The organism is Pseudomonas sp. H3_C08 (assembly GCF_054669455.1).
The window spans coordinates 2739072-2755005 of the sequence record NZ_CP162803.1; the positions used below are offsets into that span (position 1 = coordinate 2739072).

Genomic DNA, 15934 nt, shown 5'->3' on the forward strand with positions numbered 1-15934 from the left:
AGTCCGGGCTGCGAAACCGCTCAAGAATGAAGTATTGTTGTGCCCATCCAAAAAACGTCAGAAGCCTTGAACCGTTTCGGCGGTTGTTCAGTGATAGAGGGTGTCATGGGTAACGAAAGCATCAATTGGGACAAGCTGGGTTTTGACTACATCAAGACCGACAAACGCTATCTGTCGTACTTTCGCGATGGCGAGTGGGACAAAGGCACCCTGACCGAAGATAACGTGCTGCACATCAGCGAAGGCTCGACGGCCCTTCACTATGGCCAGCAGTGCTTCGAAGGCATGAAGGCCTATCGTTGCAAGGACGGCTCGATCAACCTGTTCCGCCCGGACCAGAACGCCCTGCGCATGCAACGCAGCTGCGCGCGTCTGCTGATGCCGACGGTCGACACCGAGCAGTTCATCGAAGCCTGCAAAGCCGTGGTTCGCGCCAACGAGCGCTTCATTCCGCCCTACGGCACCGGCGGCGCGCTGTACCTGCGTCCGTTCGTGATCGGCGTCGGTGACAACATCGGCGTGCGCACTGCGCCCGAGTTCATTTTCTCGATCTTCTGCATCCCGGTCGGCGCCTACTTCAAGGGCGGCCTGACCCCACACAACTTCCAGATCTCCAGCTACGACCGCGCCGCCCCACAAGGCACCGGCGCAGCCAAGGTCGGCGGCAACTACGCGGCCAGCCTGATGCCGGGCTCGAAAGCGAAGAAAGCCAACTTCGCCGACGCGATCTATCTGGATCCGATGACCCACACCAAGATCGAAGAAGTCGGTTCGGCCAACTTCTTCGGGATCACCCACGACAACAAGTTCATCACCCCGAACTCGCCGTCGGTTCTGCCAGGCATCACCCGCCTGTCGTTGATCGAACTGGCCAAGACCCGTCTGGGCCTGGAAGTGGTTGAAGGTGATGTGCTGATCGACAAGCTGTCGGACTTCAAGGAAGCTGGCGCTTGCGGTACAGCTGCGGTGATCACCCCGATCGGTGGCATCAGCTACAACGACCATCTGCATGTGTTCCATAGCGAGACCGAAGTGGGTCCTGTGACCCAGAAGCTCTACAAAGAGCTGACTGGCGTGCAGACCGGCGACATCGAAGCGCCAGCGGGCTGGATCGTTAAGGTTTGATTTGACGGGTGTTGATGTAGAAAAGCCCTCTACCGAGTGATTGGTGGGGGGCTTTTTTGATTGTGGTTGTTGGTTTTTTTGGGTAAGGCTGGAGATCTTTCCCCCCCTCACCCCAGCCCTCTCCCCCAGGGGGGCGAGGGGGAAGGGAGCCGATCTTTGTGCCGTTCAAAACCTGAGTTCGACCTGATCATTCAGGTCGATGTAGTACGCGAGAACACCTCGGTCAGTCCCCTCTCCCTCCGGGAGAGGGTTAGGGTGAGGGGCTTTTCAGCGTTATCCGTTTACCAAGCCGATCAGCAATCCCACTCGCCTGCCCATTCTGCTGCTTACCCATCCGCGCCTGCGTAATCAACCCGGGAATCAACTCCCCCTCCGGCAGATTCTTCCAGAACCGCGCCGGCAAGTGCCCCTGCATAACCTTCTCGTTCAACCGCGCAGGATTAAAGATATGGCTGTAATAAGTCAGCCACAGGTCACCATGAGGATCGTCGACGTTCTGCGCCAACTGCTGCCATTCCAGCGGGCATTGACGCTGATGAATCAGCTGCTCGCCATCGTAGTAAACCCCGTCACGCGGCGTGGCGATCAACCAGCGATGGCGACCCATCCGCCCGATGAAATGCTCACTGGCGCTGTGCAGAATGTCGTGGGCCGGCTCATGCCAAGCCACATATTGCGGACCCGCGCTGGATGAAGGCCGCTCGATGAAACGCACAAACGCATGCAGATGATGAGCTTCCCGATGCACTTGTTTGATCCGTCGCTGCAACTCGCTGCCGAGTTTGTCCCCGGCCATCATCGCGGTACGGTCGCCGTGGCTGACGCGCCACAGCACTTCATACAGCAAACTCCAGCGTTGATCACCGCGATAACGCGAGGCCTGTTCCAGGGTGTCGAGCAGCGCTCGCGGAATACGTGCCTGAAATGGCCCCTGCCCTTCAGGCACCGGCTCATCACTGGCAAACAGATCACCCACACCTTGCGAGGCCCAGCTCACCAGACTCGGATCGACTTCATGGCTTAGCAGCCAGCGCGCCTGCTGGCGCCAGGTGTCGAACAGGTCGTCGCAATCGAGATTGATCATCCCCACAACCCCATCTGTTGCGGCATCGGCCGGTCACGCAATTGCTGATAAAGCATATGGCTGGTGACCTCGGCCTGCTGCGGGTGATAGTCGCTGGTGATGATGAACGGCTTGGCCTTGGCCAGCACGCAGCGCATACGCGCGACGTCTTCGTAACGGATGCGCCGCTGGCGGCGCAGCTCGACCAGTCGTTCGGTGGTGCGCAAGCCGATACCGGGAATACGCGCAATCAGGGACGCTTCGGCACGGTTCAGATCGAGCGGAAACACTTCGCGGTTCTGCAACGCCCAGGCCAGTTTCGGGTCGATGTCCAGCGCAAGATTACCCGGCCCCTTGAGCAATTCATCAGCACTGTAGCCGTAGCTGCGCAGGAGAAAATCGGCCTGATACAAACGGTGTTCGCGCATCAGCGGCGGCGCGGCCAGTGGCACGCTTTTCGGGCTGTCGGGGATCGGGCTGAAGGCCGAATAGTAGACCCGGCGCAAACGGAAGTTGCCGTACAAGGCCTGGGCGCTGTGGAGGATGGTGCTGTCATCGGTGTCATCGGCGCCGACAATCAGTTGCGTGCTCTGCCCGGCCGGGGCGAATTTCGCCGAGCGCGGTTCGTTCAGCACGGTCTGCACGCCGGTGTAGATGGTGTTCATCGCCTGTTTGATCGAAGTGATGTCCTTCTCCGGTGCCAGCACTTGCAGGCTGGCATCGGTGGGCAGTTCGATATTGACGCTCAGGCGATCGGCGTAGCGGCCCGCCTCTTCAATCAATGCCGGATCGGCTTCGGGAATGGTCTTGAGATGGATGTACCCGCGAAACTCATGCTCTTCACGCAGCAGCTTCGCCACCCGCACCAGTTGCTCCATGGTGTAGTCCGCCGAGCGAATGATGCCGGAACTGAGAAACAGCCCGCTGACGCAGTTACGCCGGTAGAAATCCATGGTCAGCGCCACGACTTCCTCGGGGGTGAAGCGTGCGCGCGGGACATCGCTGGAGCGGCGGTTGACGCAGTACTGGCAATCGTAAAGGCAGAAGTTGGTCAGCAGAATCTTCAACAACGACACGCAGCGCCCGTCCGGCGTGTAGCTGTGGCAGATGCCCATGCCATCGGTCGAGCCCAGGCCGCTCTTGCCCTCGGAGCTGCGCTTGGGCGCGCCGCTGCTCGCGCAGGAGGCGTCGTACTTGGCGGCGTCGGCGAGGATGCTCAGCTTGTCGATGATTTGCATGGCGCGGGCCCTATACTGTTTGCATATACAGTATAGGGCCGACAGCGGTGATACAAGGTGGCAGATGCACCCCTCGTCGGCCAGAAGGTCAAGATCAAAGATCGCAGCCTTCGGCAGCTCCACATGGATTGGGTACGGTCGAGATTTATCGGGTGTACGCGATTCCTGTAGGAGTTGCCGCAGGCTGCGATCTTTTGATCTGCCCGTCTACCGGCCACTCAACGCCAAACCGCGCACCGATCTCCTTGCGCCCCAGCGCCGTCAACGCCAGCGCCCGACTGTCCAGATCCTGGGTCACCCACTTGCGCTTCAACGCGGTCTGCAACAGCGCCGCCCCCAGCGAACCACCGAGATGCGGCCGGCGCATGCTCCAGTCCAGGCACGGACAGGCAAACTTGCGGCGCAGGGTGGTCAAATCATGCACATCGATACCCAGCCCGAGAAACAGCGCCTCCCCGCTTTCACTCAAGCGATACGCCTGCTCGTCGGTTGCCACCAACCAACCGCCCTCGAGCAAACGGTCATGCAGCATCACCGCCAGCGTCCCGGCCATGTGGTCATAGCAGGTGCGCGCAAATTGCAGGCGATCCGGGGTGTGCGCCTTGAACGTTGGCGCGGCGTTCTGGCCAATCACCATCAACGCTTCCAGCGCCTGCGCCACGCGCTGATCGGCTAGGCTGTAATAGCGATGACGGCCCTGCACATGCAGGCGCAGCAGTGCCAGGTCCTTGAGTTTCGCCAGGTGCACGCTGGCGGTCGAGGCGCTGACTTCGGCGATCGTCGCCAATTCAGTGCTGGTGCGGGCGTGGCCGTCCATCAGCGAACAGAGGATTTTCGTTCGCGCCGGCTCGGCGATGGCGGCGGCCACTTGGGAAACGCCGATGTCTTGATGTTCTGCGTGCATAGTTCGCTCCCGGACGAATCATCGTCGTTGCGCAGTGGAGATAGTAGCAACACTTTCCCCGCCGACAAGGATGCAAACCATGAACCCGATCAGCGCCGCAACGCACGCCGATCCTTATCCCTACTACGCCGAACTGCGCGCAGCAGGTGGACTGACGTTTCATCCAGAGCTGAAACTGTGGGTCGCCAGCAGTGCCCGGGCGGTGTGTGCGGTGTTGGCCCACGCGGATTGCCGGGTGCGTCCGGCGCAGGAGCCAGTGCCCAAAGCGATTGCAAAAGGCATGGCCGGCAAAGTCTTCGGCCAACTGATGCGGATGAATGACGGTGAACGCCAGCGCTGCCCGCGCGCTGCCATTGAGCCTGAGTTGGCCTCGCTCGACCTTGAGGCCGTCGACAGACTGGTCGCCGCGCGGCTGATCACAGCGGACGCCGACGGGGTGTACAAGGCAATGCTTGGTGGCCCGGTGTGCGTGATCGCGGCGCTGCTGGGGTTCACCCCGGCGCAAGCGCGGGCGATCAGTGAATTGACGGCGGATTTCGTTGCCTGCCTGTCGCCGTTGAGCAATGACCTGCAACTGGCCGCAGCAGAGGCGGCGGCTGAACAACTGCGCGGTGACTTCATCGAATTGCTCGCCGAGCCGGCCAGCCCGTTGCTCAGTGCAATCCAGCAGCGCTTCACCGGCGATGAGGAAACCTTGATCGCCAACCTGATCGGCCTCTGTTCACAGACGTTCGAAGCCTGCGCCGGCCTGATCGGCAATACGCTGCTGGCGCTACGTCGGCAGCCAGCGTTGCGCGGCGAATCCATCGAAGCATTGCTTAGCGAAGTCCAGCGCTTCGACCCGCCCGTGCAGAACACCCGGCGCTTTGTCGCCGCGTCCTGTGAGATTGCTGGAGTACGTGTCGAAGCGGGCGATGTGATTCTGGTGCTGCTGGCCTCGGCCAATCGAGATCCGGCGCTCAACGAACAGCCGGAGCAGTTTCTGCCACAGCGCGCCAACCGCCGCAGTTTCAGTTTTGGCAGTGGTCGGCATCAGTGTCCGGGGCAAGCGCTGGCGATGAGTATTGCCAGCGCAACGGTGAGGGAAATAATCAGGCATGACATCGACCTGAATCGTCTGAACTGGCACTACAAGCCTTCGCTCAACGGGCGCATTCCAGTGTTCAGCGATGTGGGCGCCTGACAGTCCGTCTTCGCGAGCAAGCTCGCTCCCACATGAGTTATCGGGTGATCGCAATAGTGTGCACACCCGATAACCCTGTGGGAGCGAGCTTGCTCGCGAAGAGGCCAGCCCAGTCACTGAAAATGCTGGCTCAAGCCGCCCACTGCAAAATCAGCCAGCTGTTAGCGCCGCTGATCACCACAAACAACCCCCAGGCCAGCACCCGGGTAGGCCAGCGATTCACAAACGGCCCCATCAGTTGTTTGTCGTTAGTCATTCGAATGAGTGGATACAAGGCAAACGGCAACTGCAGACTCAACACCACCTGACTCAACACCAGCAATTTGCCGATCGCGTTATCGCCCATCAGCCACACGCCGACGAATGCCGGAATCAACGCCAGTCCGCGAGTAATCAAGCGCCGCTGCCAGCACGGGATCCGCAGGTTCAGATAACCCTCCATGATCACCTGGCCGGCGATGGTGCCGGTGAAGGTCGAACTCTGCCCCGATGCCAGCAACGCGACGCCGAACAACACGCTGGCCAGCGCCCCACCGACCAGCGGATCGAGCAAGTGGTAGGCGTCCTGAATGTCCACCACGTCGGTGTGCCCGGACTGGTGGAACGCTGCCGCCGCGAGAATCAGAATCGCCGCGTTGACCAGCAACGCCAGGGCCAGCGAACCGATGGTGTCGATGCGCGCCAGTTTCACCGCGTCCTGCTTGCTGGCGAGGTCCTTGCCGATCATCCGCGTCTGCACGATCGAGGTGTGCAGGTAGAGGTTATGCGGCATCACTGTCGCACCGAGAATACCGATGGCCAGGTACAACGGAGCCGCTTCGCCAATCGCCGCCAGCGACGGTTTGAAACCTTGGGCGACGTCCGGCCAGTAGGGTTTGATCAGCAGCAGTTCAACGAAGAAACACACGCCGATGGTCGCGACCAATACCAGCATGATTGCTTCCAGACGGCGGAAACCGCGATTTTGCAGGGCCAGCACCAGCAAGGTGTCGAACGCGGTCAGGGCGATGCCGAAGGTCAGCGAACAGCCGAGCAGCAAGTGGAACGCCAGCGCACAACCCAGCACTTCAGCCAGATCGGTGGCGATGATCGAGATTTCCGCCAACACCCACTGCAGCCGTGCGGTCGGTGTGCTGTAGCGCTCGCGGGACAATTGCGCCAGGTCGCGCCCGGTGGCGATGCCCAGCCGCGAGCACAGGCACTGCACGACCATGCCGGCCAGACTCGCCAGCAACACCACAAACAACAGGCTGTAACCGAAGCGTGAACCGGCCTCGATGGCGGTGGCCCAGTTGCCCGGGTCCATGTAGCCAATCGACACCAGCAAGCCGGGGCCGGCGAAACGCAGCACGCGTTTGAAGAACGAGGCGTTGGGATCCACCGCAACACTGCCGGCCACTTCCGGCGGGCAAAACGGCGCGGTGGCGATTTTGGGCAAACTGAATTTCACGCACACATCCAGAAACAAGTCGGAAAGACGCAGCTTAGAGGTTTCAGCCGGAGCCTTGAAGTGCAAAAGAATCTATCGACTCACCCCCAACAACTGTTCGCGCAGCTCGGGACTGCGCGTGCGCGGATCCAGCCAGATATCAAAAAATGCGCGGGCAAACAGCGGATCATCGATCTCATGCAGCAACTGCTGACCGACAAAAAACCGCGCACCCTGCCCCGGCAGATACACCCCGGTAATCCGCGTGCCGGCTTGCACATCGACGAACGATTGCTGCATCTGTACCTGCCACCCGGCCAATTGCGCCGGGCTGACGCGGGCACCGGCCAGCCGTTTGATTTCGTCGACGCTGGCCTTGACCAGATCATCGCGGGAGATGTTGCGGCGGTAGATCAACTCCAGCGCAAATGGCTGACCGTCGACCAAGGGCCGCGCGGCACTCCACAATCGCGCGTTGTAGACATCGAAACCGAACACGCTGTAATCGCCGGTGCCAATGATCTGCGCGCCGGGCACGGCGTCCTGCCAATTGGCCCAGGTCGGCGTCAGCAACAACGCCCACAAGCCGATGCCGCAGCATCCTCGCACCAGCTTCGGTGTTCTTCTCATCGCGGCATCGACTCCGGTAAACCCTGATACACACAGCATAGCCGGGTATCGCTCCCGTTACTTTGTATACAAAAATTGCGCACATAGGCAGCAATCGCCGATCGACAATGCTACCGTGGCCTACCCTCAACGGACGGAGACACCTGCGTGCTGATCCTCAAACTGCTGCTGATTCCCGGTTTTCTGCTGCTGATATCCCTGGCGGGCAAACGCTGGGGGCCGAGCGTGGCCGGGTGGCTGTCGGGGTTGCCGGTGGTGGTCGGGCCGATTCTGTTTTTCCTCGCCATCGAGCAGGGTCCGGCGTTTGCCGCACAGTCAGCGGTGGCGGCGTTATCGGCGATGTTCGCGATGATTGCGTTCTGCATCACCTACGCACAGGTCGCGCAACGGGCGAACTGGCCGCTGGCGTTGGCGGCGTCGCTGTCGGTGTGGGCCGTGATTGCTTGGGTGTTGTCGCTGATCCCGGCGTCGCTGCCGTTTTCGGTGGCAGCGGCGGCGGTTGCGTTGTTGGCATCGCCGTATCTGTTTCCTGCGGTACAACCGGTGCTCAACGGTCCGGCGCCGAAGTCGGACAAACTGATCTGGCGAATGATCGCCGGTGCCGCGTTGACCCTGCTGGTGACGATGCTGGCCAGCACCGTCGGCGAGCGCTGGAGCGGTTTGCTCGCGGTGTTCCCGGTGCTCGGCAGTGTAATGGCGGTGTTCTCGCAACAGACGCGCGGCCCGGCATTTACCGCCGCATTGTTACGGGCGACGGCGACCGGCATGTATTCGTTCTCCGCGTTTTGTCTGGTCTCGGCACTGACCTTGCCGAGCATGGGACTGAGTGGATTCGCCGTCGGTGTCGCGGTGTCGGTGGCGATGCTCGGCGTGACCAAACGCCTGTTGGCCCGTCCGCTGGCGAAAGCGCAGGCGCAGTAACCGGTCAGACGATTCGCGCTGGAACGCCCGCCCCCCTCCGTGGGATGATCGCCCGCCTCGCGCGACCATCCACCGGAGATTCACATGTCATTGTTGAGCAAAAAAGCCGTCGTCCTGCTGGTGGCGGCCCTCGCCGGTTTCGGCGCCCTCCACGCGCAAGCGGCCAAGAAAAATGCCGGCACCGAGAAAGTTTCGATGCTCGAGGGCAAGTTCACCTTTGTGTTGCCTAAAGGTTTCGTCGCCGACCCGCTGCCGACCAGCCCGAGCGGAACCAAAGGCACGATGTACACCAATGAAGCGACGAAGACCGTGGTCATTACCGCTGAAAACCAGATTCCCGAAGGCCAGCACGTCAAGGATAACGACGGGCAGTTCCTCGACAGCACCGTCTCGAGTTTCATCGACGACCAGCGCAAGGCCCTGCCGGACTTCAACAAACTCAGCGAAAAAAGTCTGACCCAGAAAGGCACCGGCCTTGGCCTGCGCCAGGTCGACAGCACCGCGACCCAGGGCGGTGGCCAGACCCTCAACACCACGCTGATGGCCGGCTCCGGGACGAAAATGGCGCTGGTGCAGGTGATCTCCCGCGCCAGCGACAAGAAAGGTCACGATGCTTTGGTGAAAACCATCCTCAAGGATTGAGCTGCTGCAGCCAGCCATTCAAGTCGCGCAGCTCGGCCGCACTGATACTGTGGCCGACGCCGGGATAGGCATGAAACTGCGGTTTGTAGCCCAGCTTCTGTAGCTGCGCATTGGCCTCGGTGCCGTCGTGGTAGGGCACCCGATCATCGGCGGTGCCGTGGCCGATAAAGATACTCAGCGGCAACGGCTGCTGCTCGCCTTTGAGTTCAGCTTTCAACACTGGCAATAAACGCCCGCTCAACGCAGCGATCCCGCCGACAGCGTCTGGCGGCCGCAGCCCCACCTCGTAGGTCATCATCGCGCCCTGGCTGAAGCCGATCAGGTACACCTTGCTCGGGGTGGTGTGATATTTCTTCGCCGCTTGCGCGATAAAGTCGCGCAGCTTCTGGCCACTGACCTTCAGATCATCGGTCTCGCCGTTGTAGGCACCTTCACCTTTCTTGCGAAACCACTGGAAACGTCCTTCACCCAATGACAACGGTGCCTGCACGGACAGGTAGTTGTATTGCGCCGGGAGCTGGAATTTCATGCCGATCAGATCGGCTTCGTTACTGCCGTAGCCGTGCAGAAAAATCACCAACGGACGCGTCTCGGCGTCGGCGTGCACCTGCTCGATGTACTTGAGTGGCAGATCGGATTGCAGCGTGGTCTGCGCCTGCACGGCGCTGGACGCCAGCAGGGTCAAGAGAGCAAAGACCTTCAACATAGAGCCTTCCTTCAAGGAGAGTCGGGTTCGGGGGGGAGCCTAACATCCTGCGGCGAGGATCCAAATTCGGTGGTGTTGCTGATGCCGCGATCGCGAGCAGGCTCACTCCTACATTTGGAATGCGTTCCCCCTGTAGGAGTGAGCCTGCTCGCGATGAGGCCATTAGCCCCAACGAAGATCCTTCAGTCGTTAGTCAGTTTCCCGGTACGAAACGCCACCCGCCCCGCCACTTTCGCCTGCCAGATCCCCGGCTCGGTATAACGCCCACGATCCAGCGCAAACAGCACGCCACTGGTGCCGGCGCGCACGGTGGTCACGCGATCCTGCAACGGATCGACCACCTCGAATAGCGCATCGCCCTGCTCCACCCACTCGCCGGCATTGCGCAGGAAACTCACCACGCCATGGTGCGGCGCAAACAGGTATTCGGTGCCCTCGAACGGCAGGCCTTCGCAGCACTCGCTCGGTGCCGCCGGCCACTCGCCGCTGATGAAACCCTGCTCCGCGAGGAATCCGAGGATCGCCTCACAATTGGCCTGCGCCTGATCGACCCGGGTGTCGCCCATGCTGCCCAGTTCCAGCGTGGTCGCCAGGTTCGCCGCCGGAATTGCAGCATTCGGGAATGCCCGCGCCAGACGCAACCATGGCGTCGAGCAGGATTCATCGAACGAGCTGCCACCGGAATCTTCACACAGCAGCGCCACGCCGGCCTTCAAGCGCGCCGCCAGCGATTGCCACTGTGGCCAGTGCTGCGGCAGCGCGTACAAGTGAATCGCCGCGTCGAAATCACAATGCAGATCGAGGGTGATGTCGGCATCGCAGGCATGGCGCAGCAACAGGCGATGCAAGGCTTCCAGTTGCGAGGCCGGCGCCGGCAGTTCATCGAATACCTGGCCCATGGTTTGGCGGATCAGCGCCACGTTGGCCTCGGCATCCGCGCCCAGACGCTCACCGATCAATGCCGCGACCGGCGCGCTGAGTTCGACGAAGGCGCGGTTGAAGTTCTTGCCGCTGCCCAGTTCGAAGCGGCCCATGTGCGCACCTTGCACGTGTTGATCGAGGCCGATCGGGTTGGCCACTGGCACCAGCTCGATCACGCCCTGCAAACGGCCTTGATGTTCCAGTTCATTGAGGCGTTGCTTGAGTTCCCACGCGGTGCGCATGCCCGGCAGTTCATCGGCGTGCAGGCTGGCCTGGATGTACACCTTGCGTGGGCCGGCGCCATAGCGGAACACACTGAGCGAGCGCTCGCTGCCCAAGTGGCTCCAGGGCAGAACATGGTCGATGCGTTGCATGGGAAAATCTCCTCAATTTCCGGATCACAAAGATCCCCTGTAGGAGTGAGCCTGCTCGCGATAGCGGTTTAACATTCAACAGAATCGTTGTCTGACACACCGCTATCGCGAGCAGGCTCACTCCTACAAAGGTCTCATCACAATTAGAGCGCAAAAAAAATGGCCACCGCGCAAACGGGGCCACTTTTTTCTACGGCGTATTAATGGCCGTACACATCAAAGTCGAAGTACTTGTCCTGGACTTTCTTGTACTCGCCATTGGCGCGGATTTCGGTGATGGCTTTGTTGAATTGCTCGGCCAGCGCGGTATCGCCCTTGCGCACTGCAATGCCGGCACCGCCGCCGAAGTACTTGGCGTCTTCGTAGGTCGGGCCAACGAATTCAAAACCTTTGCCGGCGTCGGTTTTCAGGAAACCGTCGCTCAGGTTGACCGAGTCAGCCAGCATCGCGTCGATACGCCCGGAAACCATGTCGAGGTTGGCTTCCTGCTGCGAGCCGTAACGCACCAGGTCGATCCCGGCCGGCACCAGCACTTCGGTGGCGTAACGGTCGTGGGTGCTGGCACGCAGCACGCCGACTTTCTTGCCCTTGAGCTCGGTCAGCGGGTCTTTGACACCGGAGCCTTCCTTCATCACGAAGCGCGCCGGGGTGTGGTAGTACTTGATGGTGAAATCGACGTTTTTCTTGCGGTCATCGGTGATGGTCATCGACGACAGAATCGCGTCGATCTTCTTCACTTTCAGCGCCGGGATCAGGCCATCGAATTCCTGCTCGACCCAGGTGCATTTGACTTTCATCTGCGCGCACAACGCATCGCCGATATCGACGTCGAAACCGGCGAGTTTGCCGTCAGGGGTTTTCATCGAGAATGGCGGGTAACCGGCTTCGATACCGATGCGGATCGGCTTGGCGTCTTCGGCCACGGCGGTCAGGGACAACATCGACAGTGCCAGGGCACCGAACATCACTAGCTTCTTCATTTATAACTCCTGTGTGCGGAGGCTTTTATTGGCAGCTTTCGATTCAGCGTTCGGTCATGGCCAATTGGCTACAAAAACCGAAGTGGCCGGCAGTCTATGGCGGCGCGCACAGGGTAAATTGTGTTTAAGCGACAAATACTTATGAAAGATCGGCGCACCGATTGACCGGGGTCAACGGGTGCGCCGTCGTGGTGCAAAGGCTGTAGGACAAGCGCTTTTTTTGCTCAGGATTTCTCTTAAAAGAACGTCAGCATTCGCAGCCGATGGCGGTTTTGCCGACTTGCTCAACGCTGAGTTGAAAGCCTTCATCCAGCCATCCGGTAACCCCGCCGATCATCTCCTTGACCGGATACCCCAGCGCTGCCAGTTTCACCGCCGCCTTGTTCGCGCCGTTGCAGTGCGGGCCGGCGCAATAGACCACGAACAGCGTGGTTTTCGGGTAGATCGCCAGCTCCGCCGCCGTCAGTAACCGGTTCGGGATATTGATCGCGCCCGGCACATGCCCGCGCTCATAGGCCAGCGGCCCGCGTACATCGACCAGGACAAAATCAATCTCGCCGGCCTCTTGGCTACTGAATACGTCGGAACAATCGGTTTCGAAAGTCAGACGATTGCTGAAGTGCATCAGGGCGATCGCCGACGGCGCCGCAGGAATGTCGCGAACCAGGCTGACCATGGGTGTTGCTCCTTTATCTGAACGGGTGTGAACAGACTTTATCGAGCGGTCACTTGCGGCTACAGTGGCGCACAAGACACTCACCGGGAATTTTCCGCCAAATGCCGACATCACCAGGTCTGGTTGCGATTCTGGCCTACGACGGCCTCTGCACATTCGAGTTTGGCATCGCCGTGGAGGTCTTCGGCCTGACCCGGCCGGAGTTCGATTTCCCGTGGTACACCCACGCCATTGCGGCGGTCGATCAAGGCCCGATGCGCGCCTTGGGCGGTATTCAGGTGCTGGCCGATGGCGGTCTGGAATTGTTGGCCGAGGCGCGCACCATCATCATTCCCGGCTGGCGCGACCGTAACGCGGCGGTGCCTCCAGCATTGATCGACGCGTTGCGTCAGGCCCATGCCCGGGGCGCGCGGTTGCTATCGATCTGCTCCGGTGTATTTGTGCTGGCGGCCACCGGTTTGCTCGACGGCCACGGCGCCACCACCCATTGGCGTTACACGGCGGAACTGGCGCAGCGCTTCCCGGCGATTGCTGTCGATGCCGATGTGCTTTACGTCGACTCCGGGCAGTTGATCACCTCGGCCGGCAGCGCCGCCGGAATCGATGCCTGCCTGCATCTGGTGGCGCGGGACTTCGGCACGCAAGTCGCCAACTCGGTGGCGCGGCGACTGGTGATGTCGCCACAGCGTACTGGCGGCCAGGCGCAGTTCATTCCAACCCCGGTCAGCCCGACGCCGCGCAACGATCTGTCACGGGTGATGCAGTGGGCGCGCGAGCGTTTACATGAACCGCTGGAGGTGCGTGATCTGGCCAGTGAAGCGGCGATGAGTGAGCGCACGTTTCTGCGGCGTTTTACCGAGGCCAGTGGGCAGTCGCCGAAGGCGTGGTTGCAACATGAACGCTTGGCGCGGGCGCGGGAGTTGTTGGAGAGTACGCCGCATAACACCGAGCAGATTGCCGAGCGTTGCGGTTATCGGTCGGTGGAGAGTTTTCGTGTGGCGTTTCGTGGGGTGGTGGGGGTGCCGCCGTCGGTTTATCGGGAGCGGTTTGGGCGGGGCGTGAGGGTTGAATCCTGAGGTGATTTTGCAGGCGCCTTCGCGAGCAGGCTCGCTCCCACAGTTTGGAATGCGTTCCCCTGTGGGAGCGAGCTTGCTCGCGAAGGCGCCCAGTCAAACGCAGCATCATTTAGACATCAGCCACAAGGCTACAGCGCCTTGCGCCTTTGCCTACAACTACGCCAGAATCCGCCGGCTTGTGCGGCTTGGAGGTCACCGGTAACTTGGTTCGCGTCACTGAATGTTCAGTGATCGGGTTTAGTCGCTCGGTGTTTTCTCAAGTTCGCAAGCTGTTATTCAGTCTGGCATTTCCGTGCCTGCACTCAATGGCGGCTATGCGCAGGGCGCTTTCGAGCGCGCCGGTAATGCTTGGGATGCCGGTCGACTAACCTGCGTATAGCTGCCACCTAATGTTTAGTCGCAGAACGGTGTCAGCCTCATTGAGGTTTCCCAGCATATGTTCAAAATTACGCCGAATCCGCCCGAAACAGATGCGGAAGTTGATCAAAATCCAACGTCCCCCTATTCCGAACCGGGCTCCAGAAAACTCCACGAAGCCGCCGAACGCGCCCTCGACCACTACCTGAAACCCACACCGCCTTCACCACCGCGCAGACCCAGCACCATGTTCCTCGTCGACCCGAACACCGGCGCCGAAGACCTCATGGCCCACGCCTGCGAATCCATGGCCTCGGCCAGCATCATGCTCAGCGACTTCGCCGCCCTGCTCGACTCGCCCTACCGCAACACCGTGCTCGGCATCCAGCAAGTGGTCATGCTCGGCGAACTCGCGGTCAACCGCGCCCTCGACAAAATCGAACCCGCCCTGAGGCAATAAACATGTCCAACAAAACCGATGCACAAGTCGTCGCGGCACTGGTGGCGATGGGTTTCAACGAGCGGGACGGACGCTGGGCGCAGAACGCCTGCCTGGTGCTCTTCGAAAGCGAACGCGAAACCATCGTCGCCTCCGCCGTCACCGTCCTTCCCCAACTCGATGAACTGGAAATCGACGCCGTGCTACCCGCACTGCGCCGCGTGACCCGCCGGTTCCCCTCACTGCAAAAAACCGTGGCCGACACACTGGCCGAGATGGCACACGCAGCCTGATTGACCGCGTAATCGTCCTTCGCGAGCAGGCTCGCTCCCACAGTTGTTCGCGGTTACTCGCGGTATTTGAGTACACCGCCGGCCCAATGTGGGAGCGAGCCTGCTCGCGATGGCGTTCTTTCTGCATCGGACGCGTGAGTCACGAAGATCGAAAATCCGCGAGGATAAAGGGTGTGTGCTCACGCAAGTAAACGTCGACATCGTCCAGCGAGTGCAACGCTTCACTGGATGACTCCACGCGTTCTTCATCGTCATGACGAATGACCGTGACGAAAAAGGTTTCTGCCTGTCGGACCAACGTCGCAGTGCGTTTGACCGGCCGCCCATCCTCCTGAGCAAAGGACATCGCACGTAACGTTTCATTTTGCAGAGCTTCAGACACGCCTGCTTTGAGGGCCTTCCGTTTGGCGAGCAGTTCTTTCGCGACTACCCAACTGCCAACTGCAGCGGCAGCGGAAACGAAATACATGTAGTTGTAAGTCGATCCTCTGCGCGAGGCATGCCTCTCCACCAGCCAATCGGCAACTTGTGAAACCCACTGCCACACATCCATCGCATTTATTCCCAAGCGTAAAAAACGACCCGGTTTCAATCCTCCCGCGTCAGCACTTCCAACAACTCAATCTCAAACACCAGATTCGAACCCGGCGGGATCTTGCCCATCGTCCGTTCGCCGTACCCCAAATGCGCCGGCACCAGCAATTTGCGCTTGCCCCCCACCTGCATGCCCATCAAGCCCTGATCCCAACCCTTGATCACCCGCCCGGTGCCAATCACGCACTGAAAAGGTTTGCCACGGCTGCAGGAGGAATCGAACTCGCTGCCGTCTTCCAGCCATCCGGTGTATTGGGTGGTGATCAGTGCGCCTTTGACGGCGGCTTTGCCTTCGCCGACCTGAAGATCGATTACCTGCAGTTCATCATTCATAACATTCACTCTATTGTTCAGCCGGCCGCCGTTTTCCCAGAAATGCCGGG

18 protein-coding genes are annotated in these 15934 nt (G+C 60.6%); 7 read left to right on the forward strand and 11 right to left on the reverse strand.

Annotated elements, in window-relative coordinates; genetic code table 11:
• The first annotated feature begins 105 nt into the window (after positions 1-105).
• Complete coding sequence (locus AB4N74_RS12500) at positions 106-1125, forward strand: branched-chain amino acid aminotransferase (RefSeq protein ID WP_007915073.1); 1020 nt, start codon at positions 106-108, stop codon at positions 1123-1125.
• Between the two features lie 250 nt (positions 1126-1375).
• Here AB4N74_RS12500 and AB4N74_RS12505 read toward each other — a convergent pair whose 3' ends face one another.
• The 3 genes from AB4N74_RS12505 to AB4N74_RS12515 form a co-directional block, all read right to left on the reverse strand.
• The gene (locus AB4N74_RS12505; RefSeq protein ID WP_093440970.1) at positions 1376-2209 is read right to left on the reverse strand and encodes a TIGR03915 family putative DNA repair protein; all 834 of its coding nucleotides are present in this window, start codon (positions 2207-2209) and stop codon (positions 1376-1378) included.
• Positions 2206-3426, reverse strand: coding sequence for a putative DNA modification/repair radical SAM protein (locus AB4N74_RS12510; RefSeq protein WP_093440974.1), 1221 nt, complete (start codon positions 3424-3426; stop codon positions 2206-2208). The genes AB4N74_RS12505 and AB4N74_RS12510 overlap by 4 nt, the downstream gene beginning before the upstream one ends.
• 145 nt (positions 3427-3571) lie before the next feature.
• Entirely contained in the window at positions 3572-4330 is a 759-nt protein-coding gene (locus AB4N74_RS12515; RefSeq protein ID WP_093440977.1) for an ArsR/SmtB family transcription factor, read from the reverse strand.
• Positions 4331-4409: 79 nt separating this feature from the next.
• Here AB4N74_RS12515 and AB4N74_RS12520 point away from each other — a divergent pair, with 79 nt between their 5' ends.
• The gene (locus AB4N74_RS12520) at positions 4410-5513 is read left to right on the forward strand and encodes a cytochrome P450 (protein ID WP_460100504.1); all 1104 of its coding nucleotides are present in this window, start codon (positions 4410-4412) and stop codon (positions 5511-5513) included.
• 130 nt (positions 5514-5643) lie between these two features.
• On the opposite strand, the gene AB4N74_RS12525 is transcribed toward AB4N74_RS12520, so the two are convergent.
• Together AB4N74_RS12525 and AB4N74_RS12530 are read right to left on the reverse strand one after the other, a co-directional pair.
• Positions 5644-6963 carry an Nramp family divalent metal transporter gene (locus AB4N74_RS12525; protein ID WP_460100507.1) on the reverse strand — a complete coding sequence of 440 codons (1320 nt, stop codon included), beginning with the start codon at positions 6961-6963 and terminating at the stop codon, positions 5644-5646.
• Positions 6964-7035: 72 nt separating this feature from the next.
• Positions 7036-7572, reverse strand: coding sequence for a chalcone isomerase family protein (locus tag AB4N74_RS12530; protein WP_460100510.1), 537 nt, complete (start codon positions 7570-7572; stop codon positions 7036-7038).
• A gap of 147 nt (positions 7573-7719) precedes the next feature.
• Between AB4N74_RS12530 and AB4N74_RS12535 the strand changes: the two genes are divergently transcribed.
• Both AB4N74_RS12535 and AB4N74_RS12540 read left to right on the forward strand, forming a co-directional pair.
• Positions 7720-8493 carry a hypothetical protein gene (locus AB4N74_RS12535; protein ID WP_116254965.1) on the forward strand — a complete coding sequence of 258 codons (774 nt, stop codon included), beginning with the start codon at positions 7720-7722 and terminating at the stop codon, positions 8491-8493.
• A gap of 84 nt (positions 8494-8577) precedes the next feature.
• Complete coding sequence (locus tag AB4N74_RS12540) at positions 8578-9135, forward strand: DcrB/PsbP domain-containing protein (RefSeq protein WP_093440992.1); 558 nt, start codon at positions 8578-8580, stop codon at positions 9133-9135.
• On the opposite strand, the gene AB4N74_RS12545 is transcribed toward AB4N74_RS12540, so the two are convergent.
• The 4 genes from AB4N74_RS12545 to AB4N74_RS12560 all read right to left on the reverse strand — a co-directional run bounded on the left by AB4N74_RS12545 (position 9125) and on the right by AB4N74_RS12560 (position 12792).
• Entirely contained in the window at positions 9125-9841 is a 717-nt protein-coding gene (locus AB4N74_RS12545; protein WP_460100512.1) for an alpha/beta hydrolase, read from the reverse strand. The two genes, AB4N74_RS12540 and AB4N74_RS12545, sit on opposite strands and share 11 nt — an antisense overlap.
• Positions 9842-10023: 182 nt before the next feature.
• Positions 10024-11136 carry a M14 family metallopeptidase gene (locus AB4N74_RS12550; protein WP_460100515.1) on the reverse strand — a complete coding sequence of 371 codons (1113 nt, stop codon included), beginning with the start codon at positions 11134-11136 and terminating at the stop codon, positions 10024-10026.
• 200 nt (positions 11137-11336) lie between these two features.
• Complete coding sequence (locus AB4N74_RS12555) at positions 11337-12116, reverse strand: ABC transporter substrate-binding protein (protein ID WP_016984244.1); 780 nt, start codon at positions 12114-12116, stop codon at positions 11337-11339.
• A 247-nt stretch (positions 12117-12363) separates the two neighbouring features.
• Positions 12364-12792 (reverse strand): rhodanese-like domain-containing protein, encoded by a 429-nt coding sequence (locus AB4N74_RS12560; RefSeq protein ID WP_116030086.1) that lies wholly within the window; start codon positions 12790-12792, stop codon positions 12364-12366.
• A gap of 101 nt (positions 12793-12893) precedes the next feature.
• Between AB4N74_RS12560 and ftrA the strand changes: the two genes are divergently transcribed.
• The 3 genes from ftrA to AB4N74_RS12575 all read left to right on the forward strand — a co-directional run bounded on the left by ftrA (position 12894) and on the right by AB4N74_RS12575 (position 14957).
• Positions 12894-13868: a transcriptional regulator FtrA gene (gene ftrA / locus AB4N74_RS12565; protein ID WP_095048007.1), complete on the forward strand. Its 975-nt coding sequence runs from the start codon at positions 12894-12896 to the stop codon at positions 13866-13868.
• A 436-nt stretch (positions 13869-14304) separates the two neighbouring features.
• Positions 14305-14685, forward strand: a complete 381-nt coding sequence (locus AB4N74_RS12570) for a DUF6124 family protein (RefSeq protein WP_460100518.1) — start codon at positions 14305-14307, stop codon at positions 14683-14685.
• 2 nt (positions 14686-14687) lie between these two features.
• Positions 14688-14957 (forward strand): hypothetical protein, encoded by a 270-nt coding sequence (locus tag AB4N74_RS12575; RefSeq protein ID WP_007915053.1) that lies wholly within the window; start codon positions 14688-14690, stop codon positions 14955-14957.
• Between the two features lie 139 nt (positions 14958-15096).
• On the opposite strand, the gene AB4N74_RS12580 is transcribed toward AB4N74_RS12575, so the two are convergent.
• The gene (locus AB4N74_RS12580) at positions 15097-15510 is read right to left on the reverse strand and encodes a hypothetical protein (protein ID WP_460100520.1); all 414 of its coding nucleotides are present in this window, start codon (positions 15508-15510) and stop codon (positions 15097-15099) included.
• 35 nt (positions 15511-15545) lie between these two features.
• Entirely contained in the window at positions 15546-15884 is a 339-nt protein-coding gene (locus AB4N74_RS12585) for an FKBP-type peptidyl-prolyl cis-trans isomerase (RefSeq protein ID WP_460100522.1), read from the reverse strand.
• Positions 15885-15934 lie beyond the last annotated feature (50 nt).